13 protein-coding genes are annotated in these 17149 nt (G+C 74.0%); 4 read left to right on the top strand and 9 right to left on the bottom strand.

Going from position 1 to position 17149, the window contains the following annotated elements:
- Positions 1–84 precede the first annotated feature (84 nt).
- Both thiD and DSZ44_RS04845 read right to left on the bottom strand, forming a co-directional pair.
- Positions 85–885, bottom strand: coding sequence for a bifunctional hydroxymethylpyrimidine kinase/phosphomethylpyrimidine kinase (gene thiD, locus DSZ44_RS04850; RefSeq protein WP_110851481.1), 801 nt, complete (start codon positions 883–885; stop codon positions 85–87).
- A gap of 71 nt (positions 886–956) precedes the next feature.
- Complete coding sequence (locus DSZ44_RS04845) at positions 957–2999, bottom strand: purple acid phosphatase family protein (protein WP_110851480.1); 2043 nt, start codon at positions 2997–2999, stop codon at positions 957–959.
- A 190-nt stretch (positions 3000–3189) separates the two neighbouring features.
- Here DSZ44_RS04845 and DSZ44_RS04840 point away from each other — a divergent pair, with 190 nt between their 5' ends.
- On the top strand, positions 3190–3771 hold the full coding sequence (locus DSZ44_RS04840; RefSeq protein ID WP_110851479.1) for an alternate-type signal peptide domain-containing protein: 582 nt from the start codon (positions 3190–3192) through the stop codon (positions 3769–3771).
- Positions 3772–3823: 52 nt separating this feature from the next.
- Positions 3824–4744: a signal peptidase I gene (locus DSZ44_RS04835; RefSeq protein ID WP_110851478.1), complete on the top strand. Its 921-nt coding sequence runs from the start codon at positions 3824–3826 to the stop codon at positions 4742–4744.
- On the opposite strand, the gene DSZ44_RS04830 is transcribed toward DSZ44_RS04835, so the two are convergent.
- The 3 genes from DSZ44_RS04830 to DSZ44_RS04820 are packed head-to-tail and all read right to left on the bottom strand — an operon-like array spanning position 4741 to position 7831.
- Positions 4741–5556 carry a heme ABC transporter ATP-binding protein gene (locus tag DSZ44_RS04830; RefSeq protein WP_110851477.1) on the bottom strand — a complete coding sequence of 272 codons (816 nt, stop codon included), beginning with the start codon at positions 5554–5556 and terminating at the stop codon, positions 4741–4743. The two genes, DSZ44_RS04835 and DSZ44_RS04830, sit on opposite strands and share 4 nt — an antisense overlap.
- Positions 5553–6683: a FecCD family ABC transporter permease gene (locus DSZ44_RS04825; protein ID WP_110851476.1), complete on the bottom strand. Its 1131-nt coding sequence runs from the start codon at positions 6681–6683 to the stop codon at positions 5553–5555. The genes DSZ44_RS04830 and DSZ44_RS04825 overlap by 4 nt, the downstream gene beginning before the upstream one ends.
- Positions 6680–7831 carry a heme/hemin ABC transporter substrate-binding protein gene (locus DSZ44_RS04820; protein ID WP_220035096.1) on the bottom strand — a complete coding sequence of 384 codons (1152 nt, stop codon included), beginning with the start codon at positions 7829–7831 and terminating at the stop codon, positions 6680–6682. The genes DSZ44_RS04825 and DSZ44_RS04820 overlap by 4 nt, the downstream gene beginning before the upstream one ends.
- A gap of 124 nt (positions 7832–7955) precedes the next feature.
- Between DSZ44_RS04820 and DSZ44_RS04815 the strand changes: the two genes are divergently transcribed.
- Entirely contained in the window at positions 7956–8729 is a 774-nt protein-coding gene (locus DSZ44_RS04815) for a neocarzinostatin apoprotein domain-containing protein (RefSeq protein WP_220035095.1), read from the top strand.
- 11 nt (positions 8730–8740) lie between these two features.
- Positions 8741–13426 carry an HtaA domain-containing protein gene (locus tag DSZ44_RS04810; RefSeq protein ID WP_110851475.1) on the top strand — a complete coding sequence of 1562 codons (4686 nt, stop codon included), beginning with the start codon at positions 8741–8743 and terminating at the stop codon, positions 13424–13426.
- 100 nt (positions 13427–13526) lie between these two features.
- On the opposite strand, the gene DSZ44_RS04805 is transcribed toward DSZ44_RS04810, so the two are convergent.
- The 4 genes from DSZ44_RS04805 to DSZ44_RS04790 all read right to left on the bottom strand — a co-directional run bounded on the left by DSZ44_RS04805 (position 13527) and on the right by DSZ44_RS04790 (position 17133).
- The gene (locus tag DSZ44_RS04805; protein WP_110851474.1) at positions 13527–14180 is read right to left on the bottom strand and encodes a biliverdin-producing heme oxygenase; all 654 of its coding nucleotides are present in this window, start codon (positions 14178–14180) and stop codon (positions 13527–13529) included.
- A 131-nt stretch (positions 14181–14311) separates the two neighbouring features.
- Entirely contained in the window at positions 14312–15421 is a 1110-nt protein-coding gene (gene serC, locus DSZ44_RS04800; RefSeq protein WP_181424537.1) for a phosphoserine transaminase, read from the bottom strand.
- Positions 15422–15563: 142 nt separating this feature from the next.
- Positions 15564–16550: a citrate/2-methylcitrate synthase gene (locus DSZ44_RS04795; protein ID WP_110851472.1), complete on the bottom strand. Its 987-nt coding sequence runs from the start codon at positions 16548–16550 to the stop codon at positions 15564–15566.
- Between the two features lie 25 nt (positions 16551–16575).
- Positions 16576–17133, bottom strand: coding sequence for a MarR family winged helix-turn-helix transcriptional regulator (locus tag DSZ44_RS04790; RefSeq protein ID WP_110851471.1), 558 nt, complete (start codon positions 17131–17133; stop codon positions 16576–16578).
- Positions 17134–17149 lie beyond the last annotated feature (16 nt).

Here is a 17149-nt window from a genome sequence, read left to right as displayed (position 1 = left end):
TCCGCAACTGGTGGGCCTTCCGACATCGAACGCGCGTGCGCCGTCGTCGACGTCACCACTCGCGACGTTGGGGGGCGGGTGAGGTCAGGACTGGTAGGCGCCCTGCCAGACACTGTCGAACGGGGTCTTGGCGCTGACGCGGGCGTGGATGCCCGCCGTGACCAGGGCCTTGGCGGTGCGGACGGCGTCAGGGACGCTCGCGCCCTTCGCCAGCTCCGCGGCGGTCGCGGCGGCGAGGGTGCAGCCGGCGCCGGAGACACGCTCCTGGCCGACCTTCGGCTCCGACAGGATCGTCACCTCCTCGCCGTCGAAGAGGACGTCGACGGCGTCGTCCCCGGGCAGCTCGACGCCGCCCTTGGCGAGCACGTACCGCGGCCCGAGGGCGTGGATCCGGCGTGCGGCCTCGACGAGGTCGTCGACCGCGGCGATCTCGTCCATGCCGGACAGCGTGCGCGCCTCGAACATGTTCGGGGTGACGACGGTGGCCAGCGGGAGCACCTGCTCACGCAGCGCGGTGTCGGTGTCGAGGGCGGCGCCGGGCTCCTGGCCCTTGCAGATGAGCACCGGGTCCAGGACGACGTGGCGCCACGGCTGGGCGCGCAGCGCCTCGGAGACGACCTTGATCGTCGCCGGGGTGCCGAGCATCCCGATCTTGACGACGTCGAGGTCGTGGGTGGCGGTGGCGGCCTCGATCTGGTCGGCGATCACCGCGGGGTCGACGGGCACGAAGCGGTGAGCCCAGTCGTTCTTCGGGTCGAAGGAGACGATGCAGGTGATCGTCCCGACCCCGTAGACGCCGAGCTGCTGGTAGGTCCGGATGTCGGCCTGGATACCTGCACCGCCGGTGGCCTCGGATCCGGCGATGACGAGGGCGAGCTGGGTCACGTTCTGCTCCCGTACGTGAGGAAAAGGACCGACCCAGGGTATGCCGCCGCGCGACGCGGCGGCACCCCGTGTCAGGCCTTTGCCCGGTACCGCCGCAGGGCCAGGCCGGAACCGAGGAGGGCGAGAGCCGCGAGCACCGCGACGCCCACCGGCGCTCCCGTGCTCGGCAGGCGACCGGGGCCCGGAGCGGCGGACGGGCTGGGCCGGGGGGTCTCCTCGTCGCCCGCGCCGCCCGTGCCGTCACCCTCCGGCGGAGCGGTGGGCGACACGGAGGGCTCGGGGGTCGGCGTGGGCGTGGGCGTCGGCTCCTCGGTCGGGTCCGGTGTGGGCTCGGGCTCGGGCTCGTCGGTCACGACAGTCCCGTCCTCCCCGAGGGTGAGGACGACCTCGTCGTCGTAGGTGCGCCGTTCCGTCCCGAGCACCGACAGGTCCTCGTCGAGCAGCGGGAAGGAGTAGACGGGGGTGAGGGTCATCGTCGCCGCGACGCCCGGCTCCGCGCTGCGCTCGAGGTTGACCTCGAGGTGCCCGTAGTGCTTGCCGCCGTCGACGAGCCGCTCACCGTCCCAGACCTCCGGCTCGGACTGGTCGGCGGACCAGACCCGGTAGGGGTTGTAGCCGAGCAGCGGCTCGGACAGCAGGTTGCCGTTCTCGTGCCGCTCACCGCGCAGCCCGTCCCCGGCGACGCCGACGTCGTAGTAGTGGATCCCCTGGCCGTCACCGTCGACGTCCACCCAGGAGCGCTCGAACATCTCCGAGTGGCCCGAGATCACGGCGGCGACCCCGTACTCCTCGAACATCTCGCTGTAGACCCGCATGGGCGTGCCGCCCTGCCCCGAGGACTCCTCGTGGTTCATCGGCAGTCCGTGCTCACCGGAGGAGTACGGGGCGTGGTGGAACTGGATGACGACCACCTGGCCACGCTCGCGCGCGTCCGCGAGCTGTTCCTGCGCCCAGTCCCACTGCACCTCGCCGGGGTTGTAGGGCGACAGGTCCGTGCCGCCGCCGGCCTCGTAGGCGGTGGAGGTGTAGCTCGACTGCGTGTCGGTGCCGGGCCCGGTGAACTCCTGGCCGGTCAGGCGCTCCTCCTCGGGGTAGTTGTCCCGGTGGTCGTCCGGCAGCCCCTTGGTGGAGTCGAGGGTGAGCACGGTGAGCGGGCCGTAGTCGAGGCGGTGGTAGTTGCTCTGGTGCTCGGGGGTGCCGTTGGCGGGCGGCGTGAAGTAGCTCCGGTAGGACGCCCGGCCGTCGATGACGGCCGGGATGGTGTACCCGCCGTCGGAGGCGCCGTAGGGCTCCCAGTTGCCCAGCGCGGTGACGACCGGCCGGCTCTGGGCGGTCTGGCCGACGTCCCCGCTGAGGTGGCGGAACCACTCGTCCCAGGCGGGCTGGAAGCCGCCGCCCTGGACGAGGTCGCCGGCGAAGAGCATGAGGTCGGGGTCGCGCTCGGCGACGATGCCCATGTTGTAGGCGAAGCCCTCGTCCTCGGTGAGCGCGTAGCGCAGGATCCGTTCCCCTTGGCGGTCCTCGGCACCGAAGGTCTGCGCCCACCGCGAGTCGGTGGCCGAGGGGCGCTCGCCGCCCTCGGCGACGGCGCCGGGAACCCACTCCCGGTGGGTCACCCGCCCCGCGGGCTCGGTCTCCGAGTCCGACATCGCCGTGAAGCGGATGTGGTCCCAGTCCTCGCGGGTGGGGGCCGTGGTCAGGGTGCTGCGGACCTCCGAGTCCCCCTGCCGCACCGTGTACTCGTACTCCGTTCCCGCCTCGAGGTCCTCGACGAGCACCTGGTGGCGGTAGCTGCGGCCCTCACGGAACCACTCACCCCACTCCGGGTTGTCGACCGCCTGCTGCCGGTTGTTGTCGGTCCAGTCGAGGTGCTCCTGGAGCTGGGGCGTGGAGGTGACCGCCTCGCGGCCGGGCAGCAGGAGCTCCCCGGGCTCCTCCTCCCAGGAGAACCAGGTGACGAGCATCGAGCCCGGCGTGGGGTTCTGGAGGTAGGGCTGGACGCGGAAGTCGTCGGTGGCGGCGCTCGCGGGCACGGCGAGGGCCGACACCGCGAGGGCGGCTGCGGCACCGAGGGCGCACGCGCGGGCGAGGCGGGACTGTCGGACTGTGACCATGGGCACATCGAAGCAGACGGGACCGACATCCACGTGTCGGGACGGTGGACGCACGGTGTCTGGCCCCGGTGGGAGATCTTGAGGGAGTCCTGAGGTGACCAGGAGGTGAGCGCAAGGACCCGTTGAGGTCACCGGCAGACAGTGGCTGCAGCGCCGGACAACCCGGCCCCCAGACCGGAAGGACGCCACCATGGCCCGCAGCACCACCACCTCCCGCCTCGCCTCCACCACGTGGAAGGCCGTCGCGGCCACCGCCGCCGGTGTCGTCCTGCTCGGCGCGGGCGGCGCGACCTTCGCCGAGTGGTCCGACTCCGAGGCCGCCGCGACCGACACCGCGATCACCTCCGGTGTCCTCGACCTCGCCGCCGGTGAGGGCCGCTGGACCAACGTCGTCGGCGCCGACGTCACGGCCGCCGTCGCGGACGGCAGCTACCTCGTCGTCCCGGGCGATGCCCTGACCTACCGCGAGACGATGACCGTCGACGCCCGCGGCGACCTTCTGCGCGGCACCGTCGCCCACAACCTCACGGGCCTCACCGGCGATGCCGAGCTGCTCGCCCAGCTCGACGCGAACGCCACCATGAGCCTCAACGGCCAGCCCGTCGAGGGCAGCTCGACCACCGTCGTCGCTGAGGACGAGAAGCAGGACCTCGACGTCGCCGTCACCGTCTCCTTCGACGAGAGCACCGCCGGACTCATTGGCCAGGGCCAGAGCGTCACGCTCGGTGGCCTGGACATCACCCTCACCCAGGCGCGCGTCACCGGCGAGTGACCCGGCTCCACCACCCGCACCGCCCCGCCCCACCAGCGACCAGGAGACCTCGATGAGCACCGCCACCGCCACTCCCGCCCGGCACCGTGTCGAGCCAGCCCCCCGCCGTCCCGGCGTCGTGCTCACGCTCGTCACCCGGGTGCTGCCCGGCGTGCTGCTCGTCGCGCTCCTCGCCCTGCTCGGGGCGCTCATCCTGGTCCCCCGGCTGCTGGGGTGGGCACCGCTCACCGTCCTCAGCGGCTCCATGGAGCCGACCATCCCGACCGGCAGCCAGGTCGTCATCTCCCCGGTCGCCGACGTCGAGTCGCTCGAGGTGGGGGACGTCGTCACCGTCATGCCCTACCCCGACGACCCCACCCTCGTCACCCACCGCATCGTCGCGCGCGCCGAGACCCCGGCGGGCCCGACCTTCACCACCCAGGGCGACGCGAACGACGTCGTCGACCCGTGGGAGGTCACCGAGACGCAGCTGCGCGGCGAGGTCCGCTACTGGGTGCCCGCCGCCGGCTACCTCGCCACCGCGCTGTCCGCCCACACCAAGGCGATCGGCACGGCCGTCATCGCCGCCGCACTCTTCGCCTACGCCGCCCTCCAGGTGGTGCGCGCCGGGCGCGAGCGCCGCACCGACGAGGACGCCGTCCTCGGCCCCGTCGTCGACCGTGAGCGCCTCACCCGCCTGGAGGACGAGGTCGGCCACGAGGCCGCCGTCGGGATGGTCGAGCGCTTCGTCGACATGCTCCCCACCCGCGTCGCCCGTCTCCACGAGGCCGTCACAGCCGGTGAGGCCCCCGAGCTGCGCGACGCCTCCCTCAGCCTGGGTGGCACGGCGTCGATGCTCGGCGCCGACAAGCTCGCCGAGGTGGCTGCCACGTGCCGCGCCGCGGACGCCGCCATGGCCCGCGAGGTCCTCGCCGAGCTCGACCGGCTCGCCGACGCGACCGGGCGCGAGCTCGTCGCCGCGCAGCGGGCCTAGCGCCGGGCGAGGATGATCGGCGCGGCCGTGCGGGGGTGGGGCAGGACCTCGACGGCGTGCTGGTAGACGCTGGACAGCAGCTCCGGCTGCAGCACCTCACCCGGAGCGCCGACCGCGGCCACCCGGCCGCGGTCGAGCACGGCCACGCGGTCCGCGTACCCCGCGGCCAGGTTGAGGTCGTGGAGGACGACGACGACGGCGTCACCCGCCGCCGCACGGTCCCTCGCCAGGCGAAGGACGAGCTCCTGGTGGTGGAGGTCGAGGGCGGCGGTCGGCTCGTCGAGGAGGACGACGCCGGCGGACTGGGCGAGGACGCGGGCCAGGGAGACCCGGGCCTGCTCACCGCCGGACAGGGAGCTGAAGGTGCGGTGGGCCAGCGCCGTCGTCTCGGTCAGCCCCATCGCGTGGGCGACGGTGGCGGCGTCGTCGTCCTCGCGGGGGGTGCGCGACCACGGGGCGCGGCCCATCTCCACCACCTGCCGGCAGGTGAAGGGGAAGGAGAGTGTGCCGCGCTGGACGAGGACGGCGCGGCGCATGGCGGCCTCCGTCGTCGTCCACCGGTCGAGGGGGCGGCCCGCGAGCGTGACGGTGCCGCCGGCCGCGACGTCGCCGCTGAGGACCCCCAGCAGCGTGGACTTGCCGGCCCCGTTGGGGCCGACGAGGGCCACGACCTCGCCGGCGCGGACGCTCAGGCTCACGTCGTCGAGGATGGTGGCGCCGCCGAGGGCGACGCGGGCGCCGTCGACGGCGAGGGCGACCTCGCCCCGCTCGAGCGGCTGGGGCAGGCGCGGACGGCGCGGGAGGAGCCTCATGCCCACCCTCCCTGGGTGCTGCGCATGCGGCGCATGAGCCACAGGAAGAACGGTCCGCCGACGACCGAGGTGAGCATGCCGAGCGGCAGGTCGGCGAAGGGGATGGCGGTGCGCGCGACGAGGTCCGCCACCGTGAGGAGCAGCGCGCCGCCGATCGCGCTGGCCGGCAGCAGCAGACGGTGGCCCGGCCCGGCGACGAGCCGTACGAGGTGCGGGACGACGAGCCCGACGAAGGCGATGACGCCGGCGAAGGCGACGCCCGCGCCGACGAGGAGCGCGATGACGACGATCGCCACGACCCGCAGCCGCTCCACGTTGACGCCGAGGTGCCGGGCCGAGCGGTCCCCGAGCGCGAGGAGGTCGAGCCGGCGTGCGAGGAGGAGCGCGACGACGATCCCGACGACGACGAAGGGCGTGACGACGGCGACCGCCTGCCACCGGGCACCGCCCAGGCTGCCGAGCTGCCAGAAGACGATCTGCTCGCGGGCGGTGGGGCTGGCGATGAAGGTGTTGAACGCGACGACCGCCGAGGCGATCGCCGTGACGGCAACACCGGTGAGGATGAGGGTGAGGGCCTCGGTGCGCCCGCCCGAGCGGGACAGGCCGTAGACGAGGAGCGTGGTGACGAGCGCGGCCAGGAAGGCCGCGAGCGGCACCGTCCACGTCCCGAGGACGTCCAGCCCGGTGACGATCGCGAGGCTCGCACCGACGGCCGCGCCGGGGGAGACACCGATGATGGCGGGCTCGGCCAGCGGGTTGCCGAACACGCCCTGCATGAGGGCACCGGCCACCGCGAGCGCCGCCCCGACGGCCACGGCGAGCGCGATGCGGGGGAAGCGCACCTGCCACAGCGCGGCGTCGCCCTGCGGGTGGCGCGGGCCGGTGACGGAGTCGAGCGGGAGGTCGACGTGGAGGCCGATGCCGCCGAGGAGCCACTCGAGGGCGCCGTCGAGGCGGTGGAGGACCGAGCCGGCGACCTCGCCCGGGGGGATGGCGAGCTGCCCCGCACCCGCGGCGACGACGCACACGGCGACGAGCGCGAGCGCGGTCCCGGTGAGGAGCCACCAGCCGCGGCCGCGGCCGACGGGCGCGGTGGGGGCCGCGGGGGCGGCGACGGCCGCGCTCACTCGTAGACCGCCTCGGCCAGGGCGGTGACGACCCGGCCGGTGCGCGGTCCGAAGCTGAGGAGGACGGTGTCGTCCATGTCGACGACCCGGCCGTCGGCCACGGCCTCGGTCTGCGCCAGGCCGGGGACGAGCGTGAGGCCCTCGGCGCCGCCCACGGACTCGAGGCCGGCGCTCATGAGGAGGAGGACGTCGGGCTGGACACCGATCATCGTCTCGGCGCTGATCTGGGTGAAGGGCCGCTCCAGGCCCGCCTCGGTGCCGACGTCGCGGGCACCGATCGCGCGGATGAGGGAGTCGGCGCCGGAGCCCGGCCCGCCGAGGAGCTGGACCATGCCGCCGCGCAGGTAGAGGAAGGCGACGGCGGGGGACCGGGCGCCCGTCGGGGCGTCGTCGAGCGCGGCGGTGATCTCCTGCTGGGTGCGCTCGACGAGCTCCTCACCGGCGTCCGGGACGCCGAGGGCGCCGGCGACGGCGCGGATGTGGGTGGGGATCGTGTCCATCGAGCGGGTGTCGTCGAAGAAGATCACCGGGATGCCGGCGTCACGCAGCTGGAGCTGGACGTCGGTGGGGCCGATGGTCCTGTCGGTGAGGACGACGCTCGGGTCGAGCGCGAGGATGGCCTCGGCGTTGAGGTCGTGCGCCCCCGGCGTGACCACGGGCAGGTCCGCGGCCTCGGGGAAGCCGGTCGAGGTGTCGCGCCCGACGACGCTGTCCCCCAGCCCGAGGGAGAAGACGATCTCGGCGAGCGTGCCGTAGAGGTCGAGGGCGAGGACCCGACTGGTGTCGGTGACCTCGACGACGGCCCCGTCGCAGGACTCGACCGTGACCGGCAGCTGCGGCGGGACGCCAGTGGTCACCGGGTCGATGGTGTCGTCGGCCACGACGGCGCTGGTCGGCGCGGTGAGCAGGTCTGCGTCACCGCTGCCGGTGCGCTCGGGCAGCGGCTCGCCGTCGTGGTCGTGGGTGACGGCGAAACCCTCGACCGGGTCCCCACAGGCCACCACGGGCTCGCCGGCGGGCGCTTCGCTCACCGCCGGAGCTGTGACCTCCGCCACGGGCGTCTCCCCGGTCGGCTGCGCCCCGCAGGCCGTCAAGGCCAGTGCGGTGGCGGCAACGGCGAGCGCGAGGCGCGCGGGAAGGCGAGTCATGTGGTTCCTCGTGAAGGGCTTGTGGCACGGATGCGGTGAAGCGGTGGTGGACAATTTACGTGACGCACCCGTAGCGTAATCGCTCGTTAGGGTTGCCTAACCTAAGTGTGCCACGAGGAGAGAGATGTCACGGACACCTGAACGTGCTGGCCAGGGCCAGATCGGCGGCCGCGCCCGCGGCCGTCTGCTCGCCGTCACGACGGCCGGGAGCGCCCTCGTGGGCGCCCTGTTCGTCGCCGCGCCGGCCGCCGCCGGCACCGCCAGCGGCCCCGACGGTCAGCAGGTGACCGTCCAGCCCTCGAGCGGTCTGGACCCCAGCGGCCAGCAGGTGAGCGTGAGCGGCTCCGGCTTCGACACCTCCAAGGGCATCTACGTCGCGCTCTGCGTCGACAACGGCGCCGGTCAGCAGCCCGGGCCGTGCCTCGGAGGCGTGGACATGGAGGGCGCCGGCGGCGCCTCGGCGTGGATCTCCTCCAACCCGCCCGCGTACGGCGAGGGGCTTGCCCAGCCGTTCACCGGGTCCGGGGGTCGCGGTTCCTTCTCCGTGACCCTCTCCGTGTCCGCCGCGGACTCCTTCACCGACTGCCTCGACCCGGCCGTCGCCCCCAACGGGTGCGTCATCGGCACACGGGCCGACCACACCCGTGGTGGTGACCGCTCGGCCGACGTCCGTGTCCCGGTGACCTTCGCCACGGGCGGCCCCGCCACGGGCGCCGACGCCGCAACCACCGGGAACGCCTCGGGCTCGGGCTCGGGTGGCGCCGCCGCCACCGAGGCGGACTCCGACGGCTCGCTCGCCACCACCGGCGTCACGGTCGGCGTGATCGCCGGCGCCGCCGCGCTCCTCCTCGCCGCGGGTGTCGCGGCACTCCGCCTCCGCCGTCGTCACTCCGCCTAGACAGGACCCCGATGAGCACCACGACCTGGCGCGCCCGCGCGCGCCGCACCCTCGCCGTCGCCACGACGACGGCGCTCGCCGCCGGCGCCGTCGTCGTCGGCACCGGCACGACGGCGCTCGCCGCCGAGCCCGCCGCGACCGTCGAGTCCGGCAGCGCCCAGTGGGGCGTGAAGGAGTCCTTCCGTCGATACCTCACCTCCCCCATCGCCCACGGCGCGGTGACGCCCGTCGCGCCGGCCGAGCAGCTCACCGACGGTCGTCTCGCCCTCGTCGCGGAGAGCGGCACCGTCGAGGGGACGTCGGCACAGGTCGACCTCGCCGGTGGGGTGTCCTTCGCCGGCCACGACATGGGCGAGGGGCCGGTCCTGGAGATCCACCTCTCCGACGTGCAGGTCGTCATCGACGGCGACGAGGGCGCGCTCCTCGCCGACGTCACGTCTCGGGAGTTCATCGACACGAGCACGCGCGGCGAGCTCGTCGAGTACGCGGACGTCGAGCTCGGCGCCATCGACCTCAGTGCCGCCCCGCTCACCGTCTCGGGCACCACGGCGTCGGTGTCCGGTGCCGCCGTGACGATGACGGAGGCGGGCGCGCCCGCGTTCGGCAACTTCTACCCCGCGGGCACCGCTCTGGACCCGCTGAGCTTCAGCGTGGAGCTCGAGCCCGCCACCGTGGCCCCGCGGGTGACGGTGCAGCCGCAGGACGTCTCGGTGGAGGCCGGCGAGGACGCCGTCTTCAGCGCGGCCGCGACCGGCGCGCCGGAGCCCACCGTCCAGTGGCAGACCCGCGCCGGCGCGGACGCCGAGTGGCAGGACGTCGCGGACGCGACCACCACCGACCTCACTCTTCCCGCCGTCACCGCGGAGCAGGACGGCACCCAGGTGCGCGCCGTCTTCAGCAACGGCACCGAGCCGGACGCCGTCACCGACACCGCCACCCTCACCGTCGCCGCGGCACCGGGGGAGCCCGAGGAGCCGGTCGAGTGGGAGCCGGCGGTCGAGGTCCTCGCCGCCGACGGCGTCACCCCGGTCGGTGACGCGGAGCTGACGTACGGGGACACGGTCGTCGTCCGAGGCAGGGGCTTCGACCCGGCGGCCAACGTCCCGGGGGCCCACCCCCCGCTCCCGCAGGACGCCCCGCAGGGCGTGTACGTGGTCTTCGGCAGCTTCGCGGACCAGTGGCAGCCCTCGCAGGGCGTCGCGAGCTCGGCTCGCGTCATCGGTGACCAGCGCTGGGCACTGACCGATGAGGTGTTCGACGGTCTCTCGGACGGCATCCAGGGTGCTCTCACGTCCCAGCGGGTCGTCATGGGCACGGACGGCTCGTTCACGGCCACGCTGACGATCAAGGAGTCCACCACCCGGCAGGGCGAGGCCGTGGACTGGCCGGAGGACGGCACCTTCGGTGTCTACACCTACCCGGCCGGTGGCGCGGTCAACCCCGACCAGGAGCTCGCGGTGCCGCTCACCGTCGTCGAGGAGCCCACCGAGCCGGAGCAGCCGGTGGAGTGGGAGCCGGCGATCGAGGTGTTCGCCGGCGACGGCGTCACCCCCGTCGGCGAGACCGAGCTGACCTACGGGGACGCCGTCGTCGTCAAGGGCACGGGCTTCGACCCGGCCGGCAACGTCGGCGGGCGCGGTGTGCCGATCCCGAGCACCCTGCCGCAGGGCGCCTACGTCGTCTTCGGCAGCTTCGCCGACGAGTGGCGCCCCTCGCAGGACGCGCCGAGCACCAACCGCGTGGTCGGAGCCCAGAAGTGGGCGCTCGCCGAGGGCGTGCTCGACCAGGTGCCTGCGAACTACCAGGGAGCGATCCGCAGCCAGTGGGTCGACATCGCCGAGGACGGCTCGTTCACTGCCGAGCTGACCCTGGGCGGCCTGGGCAAGGCCTGGCCCGAGGACGGCACCTTCGGTGTGTACACCTACGGCGCCGGCGGTGTGAAGAACGCCGACCAGGAGCTCAGCGTCCCGCTCAACTTCATCCCCGAGCCGCAGCTCGAGGTCCTCACGGCCGCCGGCACGCCCGTCGCCGACTCCCAGCTGGTCGAGGGAGACACCGTCGTCGTCAAGGGGACCGGGTTCGACCCCGCCGGGAACGTCGGTGGGCGCGGCGTCCCCATCCCGGCGGACCTGCCGCAGGGCACGTACGTGGTCCTCGGGAAGTTCGCCGAGCAGTGGCAGCCGTCGCTGGACGCGCCGACCTCCGCGCGCGTCGTCGGTGACCAGCGCTGGGCGCTGGCCGAGGACGTGCTCGACCAGGTGCCGGCGAACTACCAGGGCGCGATCCGCCGCCAGTGGGTCGACATCGCCGAGGACGGCTCCTTCACCGCCGAGCTCACGGTCACCGAGCCGGACGCCGGCTGGCCCGACTCGGGCGCCTTCGGCGTCTACACCTACGCCGCCGGCGGTGCCAAGAACCCCGCGCAGGAGCTCTCCGTGCCCCTCGACGTCGTCGCGGAGCGGACTCCGACCCTCGAGGTGACGCCCACCGAGGACATCACCGTGGGGACGGTCGTCACGGTCGAGGGCACGGGCTACGCACCGAACCGCATGATCTCCGTCGCGTTCACCCCCGACGAGACGAAGAACGCGGAGTTCGGGTGGCCCGAGGGCTGGCTGCAGCACGAGACGGTCAGCACGGACGCGCTCGGCAGCTTCAGCCACGAGGTCACCGTCCACGGCTGGGTCACCGGTACCGGCGACGACTGCAGCGAGGTCCGGTGCTACCTGGCCACCTTCAGCTCCGCCCAGCTGGCGGATGCCACGCCCGTCGACCACCGCGCCGACCGCAGCCAGGACGTCTTCGTCCCGGTCACCTTCGTCGCCGGTGCGGTCGAGCCGCAGCCGCAGCCGGACGCGCCGTCCGTCAGCGCCACCCCCGACCCCGTCCGCCTCGGTGAGAACCTCGGCATCGCCGGCGCCAACCTGCCCGCGGGCGACGTGACGGTCCAGCTCGCGCCGAGCACCGTGCCGGCCGCCGGCCACCTCGACTGGGGCGTCAAGGAGTCCTTCCGTTCCTACGTCTCCAGCCCCGTCGCCGACGGGGAGGTCACCACGGGCGGCGGCGTCACCGAGAACGACGACGAGACGTTCCGCTTCCCCGCCGCCCTCGCCGCGCAGGACGCGGCGGCCGGGACCGCGCTCGTGAGCTTCGACGGCAGCGTCGGGTTCCAGGGCCACGAGATCGACGGCGTTCCCGCCCTCGACGTCCTGCTCGAGAACCTTCGCGTCCAGGTCACCCCGGACTCGGCGGTCCTGCTCGCCGACGCGACCTCGCGCGAGTTCGCCGGTACGTCGAGCACGGGTGAGCTCGTCGAGCACGCCGACGTCGTCCTCGCGACCCTCGACCCGGACGCCTTCTCCGTCGAGGGCAGCACGGTCGCCGCGGACGGGGCCGCAGCGACGCTGACAGCCGCGGGGGTCCCCGCGTTCGGGGGCTTCTACCCGGCCGGCGAGGTGCTCGACCCCGTGAGCGCCGCCGTCGAGGTCGGCGGTGCCGTGCGGGCGGCACTCTCGCTCAGCACGGCCGAGCCGACCGAGATCGGGGTCGTCGAGGTCGGTGAGGACGGCGTCCTCGAGGCCGGGTGGTACGTCCCGAACGACTTCCCGGTGGGTGGCTATGCCGTCGTGCTGCGTGACTCGGCGGGTGCCGTCCTCGCCGCGGAGCAGCTCACCGTCCTGGCCCCCGAGCCGGGGGAGCAGCCCGGTCCCGACCAGCCGGGCGAACCGGAGGAGCCCGCACAAGGGGGTGTCGTCGTCGAGCCGGACCCGGTGGTCCAGGGCGCGACCGCCCGGATCTCGGGCAGCGGCCTCGAGCCCGGCACCCGCGTGGGCGCCGTCGTCGACGCCGCCGGAGCCCCCGGCAGCCTCGAGTGGGGGGTCAAGGAGTCCTTCCGGTCCTACATCACCGGCCCCATCGCCCACGGCTCGGTGACCGTCACGGCACCGGCCGCCGAGACCGGGAGCGGCTACGCCTTCGGTGACGGCCGGGGCAACGGGGACGCGACCGACGGCACCGCCCACTTCGGCGGCCAGGTGACCTTCGCCGGGCACGAGATCGGCGGCACGTCCCAGCTCCAGATGACGATCACCGACCCGTCGGTCGTCATCGAGGGCGGCGAGGGCTACCTCGTCGCGGACGTCACCAGCCGCGCGCTCGAGGGTGACGGCGTGGTCGACTACCCGCGGGTGCGCCTCGCCCAGCTGGATCTCGACGGCGTCGCGGTGAGCGGTGGTCGGCTCGTCGGCACGGACGTGCCCGCGCGGCTGACGGCCGAGGGTGTCCCGGCCTTCGCCGACTTCTACGAGGCCGGCGACGCGCTCGACCCGCTGACCTTCAGCGTCCCGGTCTCGGAGGGCGAGCTCGACCTCCGCGAGCTCGACGTCGCCGAGGGCGTCGTCGGGGAGGACGGCACGGTCGAGCTCACCTGGACGGCCCCCGCGGACCTCGCCCTCGGTACGCACCGCGTCGACCTCGTGACCGACGGCGAGTCGGTGGCCGACACGACCTTCACGGTCGTGGCCGCCGGTGCCGGCACGGACACCGACGACGACGGCGCAGGCCCCGGCACCACCGCCGGTGGTCCCCGTGGCGACAACCTCGCCCGGACCGGCGCGGAAGCGGCGGCCCTGACGGCCCTGGCCGCCGCCGTCGTGCTCACCGGCCTCGTGCTCGCCACCCGCAGGCAGCGCGCCTGACCCGACGGGGCCGCACCCGGGTGCGGCCCCGTCGCTCGGAGCCGAGCACGACCGAGCCCCGCGTGGTCATCCACGCGGGGCTCTGCCGTGGGGTCGGAGGCTAGGCGGAGTGCCGGCCGCCGAGGGCGGCGAAGAGGGCCGTGCTCAGCTCGAAGGCGACGTTCGACTCGTCCACGGCCGTCTCGATCTCCAGCGGGCTGAGCGCGAGGGCGTCGAGCTGCTCGCGGTACTCGTCCTTGAAGACCTTGGGCTTGGCGATCCCGGTGAAGGTGTAGAACGCCACGCCCTCCTCACCCAGCCCGTAGTGGCGCTGGACGAGCCGCTTGATGGCCTGGCCGCCCGACAGGTCACCGAGGTAGCGGGTGTAGGCGTGTGCGGCGTAGCGCGGCAGGTCTCCGGCGACCTGCGCGATGCGCTCGGCGTACGCGCGCGCCGCGGGGAGCACGTCGATGCGCTCGCGCCAGTGCCCGCCGTACAGGTAGGCGAGGTCGGCCTCGATGGAGGGGGTACGGGTGAGGTCGGCGAAGACGAGGTTGGAGCCGCGCGGTGCGCCGACGAGCTCGGCACCGGCCGCCTCGAGAGCGACGTAGATGCCGTACTGCTGGGCAGCGAGGTCGGCGTAGGCGCCCCGGTCGAGGCGCCCGTGCATGAGGTCGGTGATGAAGGGGACCGACTCGGCGCGCTCGTGGGCGGCGCGCGTGCGCTCCCGCAGCTGCGCGGAGAGGGAGTCGGTGACGAGGGACGGCGCGCTCATGGAGGGCTCCTTCGATGTCGCGCGGTGAGGTGAGCCTTACCTTAGCCGACTTTCGTTACACCCATGTTGCGCAATTCATCTGACGAAGGGATGGCGGAGCCCAGGTGGCCGAAGGAGCGGGCGAGGGAGGGTCAGAGGGCGGCGACGACGTGGTCGACGCACGCGGTCAGGGCGCGCACGTCGTCGGGGTCGACGGCGGGGAACATGCCCACGCGCAGCTGGTTGCGACCGAGCTTGCGGTACGGCTCGACGTCGACGACGCCGTTCTCCCGCAGCACCGAGGCGACCTTCGCGGCGTCGATCTGCTCGGCGAGGTCGATCGTGCCGACGACGGGGGAGCGGTGCTCGGGCACCGTGACGAAGGGGGTGGCCCAGTCCCGCTCGGCCGCCCAGCCGTAGACGATCTCGGCCGAGCGTGCGCTGCGTCCGGCTGCCCACTGCAGCCCGCCCTGGTCGCGCATCCAGTCCAGCTGCTCGGCCATGAGGACGAGCGTGGCGATCGCCGGGGTGTTGAGCGTCTGGTCCTTGCGGGAGTTCTCCACCGCGGCGGGCAGGGACAGGAACTCCGGCACCCAGCGGCCGCTCGCCGCGACCTCCTCCACCCGGGCCAGCGCCGCGGGCGACATGACGGCGAACCAGAGCCCGCCGTCGGAGCCGAAGCTCTTCTGGGGGGCGAAGTAGTACACGTCGGTCTGGTCCAGGTCGACGGGCACCCCGCCCGCTGCGGAGGTGGCATCGACGCAGACGAGGGCGCCGTAGTCGGGCACCCGCTCCACCGGGGCGAGGACGCCGGTGGAGGTCTCGTTCTGCGGCCACGCGTACAGGTCCACGCCGTCGACCGGGCCGAGGGTGGCGAGCGCGCCGGGCTCGGCGGTCTCGACGTGCGGGTCGGCGAGGAAGGGGGCACGGCGGGTGACCGCCGCGAACTTCTGCCCGAACTCTCCGAAGGCGGCGTGGGCGGCGCGCTCACGGACCAGGCCGAGGCTCGCGGCGTCCCAGAAGGCGGTCGACCCACCGTTGCCAAGGATCACCTCGTAGCCGTCTGGCGCCCCGAGCAGGTCGGCCACACCCTCGCGGACCCGGCCCACGAGCGAGCGCACCGGCGCCTGCCGGTGGGAGGTGCCGAGGAGCGTCTCACCGACGGCGGCGAGCGCCGCGACGTGCGAGGGGCGGACCTTGCTCGGGCCGCAGCCGAAGCGGCCGTCCGCGGGCAGGAGCTCGGCGGGGATCTGGATCGTCATGGCCAGATCCTCCCATCGCGCGGCCCGTCACCGCCCCCGTCGTCCATCGTCGTCGTCCACCTTCGCAGTTGGTGACTTCGAGGACGCCAGGCAAGCGCTTGCTGCAGCGCTCGACTCACCACGTGCGCGGATTCTCCGGGGGTCAGGGGGCGGGGTGGAGGGAGCGCTGGGCCTCGAGGATGTGGGCGGACCAGCCGGCGGTGCGGCCACAGATGATGAGGGCGTTGAAGAGCCGGGCCTCGAAGCCGACGTGGTCGAGCAGGAGGGCGCCCCAGAAGTTGACGTCGGCCGTGGCGGGACGTCCGGTGGTCTCGGCGATGAGCTCGCGCCCGGCCGCCTCGATGGCGAGCCCGGCGGTGAAGAGACGCACGTCGAGCTGGCGGCACACCTCCCGCAGCATGGCCGCCCGTGGGTCCTCGTGCCGCGCGCCCAGACCGGGCACCAACGCCTGCTCGCGCAGGGCGTCCGCGACCGCCGTCGTCGGTGCCACGCCATCGTGGACGCGGACCGCCACCCGGCGAGCGCGCGCGGCGGCACCGGCCTCCAGAGGACCACTGACTCCCGCGACCGCGCCCGCGAGGCAGGCGCCGACGTCCGCGCCCGTGCCCGCGGCTGTCGCAGCGATCCGGGTCGAGGGGGAGTCGGGGCCGTCCTCCGCGACGATCGTCCACAGCGCGTCCAGCGCCCGGGCGTGGTCGGCCTGGGCGTGCCCGCTCCACCGGATGAGGAAGCGCTCGGCCACCGAACGGCCCTGCTCGACCTCCCGCTGCGGGACCATCGCCAGGTCCGGCCCGCGTGCCGACTGGGCGACGAAGGACAGGGCGAGGACGGACGCGCGGGCGAGGTCCTCGCGGGCGCGCGCGGGGCTGATGTCGAGCAGGGGGCGGAAGCCCCACACCGGCGCGAGCTGGGCGATGGCGCTCTGGACGTCCACCCGGGTGTCTCCGGTGCGCACGGGCAGGGGGAAGGGCTCCGCCGGTGGCAGCGCGGGGGACTCCTCGCCGTCGACCAGCAGTCCCCACACGGACTCGAGGTGCCGGTCGAGCAGCCCGGAGACGGGGCGGCCGCGGTAGAGCGGCTCGCCGCCGGGTCCCAGGGAGTAGATCGGCGGGTTCGGCGTGGTGTGCATCACGCCGATCGTAGGCGCTCCGTGCTCATGCCCCGTCCGGGTCCTCCCCCGAGGGCAGGTCGGTGAGCATCCGGAGGAGCAGGACGCGCAGCTGGGTGGTCTCCGAGGCGGTCAGCGAGCTGCCGATGAGCGCTTCCACCGACTGCGTCCGGTCCAGCGCCGAGAGCGCGTCGCGCCCCGACGGCGTCAGGGTGACGACGTGCCGTCGGCGGTCCTCCGGGTGCGGTGCGCGGGTGATGTGGCCACTGGCCTGCAGGCCGCGCAGGACCCGGCCGATGGTCTGCTCGGTGACGTGCATCTGAGCGGCGATCTCGCGCTGGGACAGCGAGCCGCGCGCGAGGACCACGAGCACCGGCACCGACGCGTGGCTCAGGCCCCACTGGCCGAGGTAGGCGTCCCACGCGCGCTCGACGCGACGGGCGGCCGCGGACAGCAGCCGGCCCGTGGGCCACGTCTCCGGCGGCGGGAACGCGGCCCCGTCGCTGCGCGTCGGCTCCTCCTGCACTCCGGGTGAGCGGTCCGGCTCTCGGTCGGTCACGGCGTCCTTCCGTCTCGGGTTGCGCGCCTGGGGCTGCTCGATCATATTGCTAAGCGTGCTT

Source organism: Georgenia satyanarayanai, from assembly GCF_900116375.1.
Taxonomy (GTDB): Bacteria; Actinomycetota; Actinomycetes; order Actinomycetales; family Actinomycetaceae; genus Oceanitalea; species Oceanitalea nanhaiensis.
Note: the sequence above shows the minus strand (reverse complement) of the source record. Positions and strands in the feature narration are given on the sequence as shown.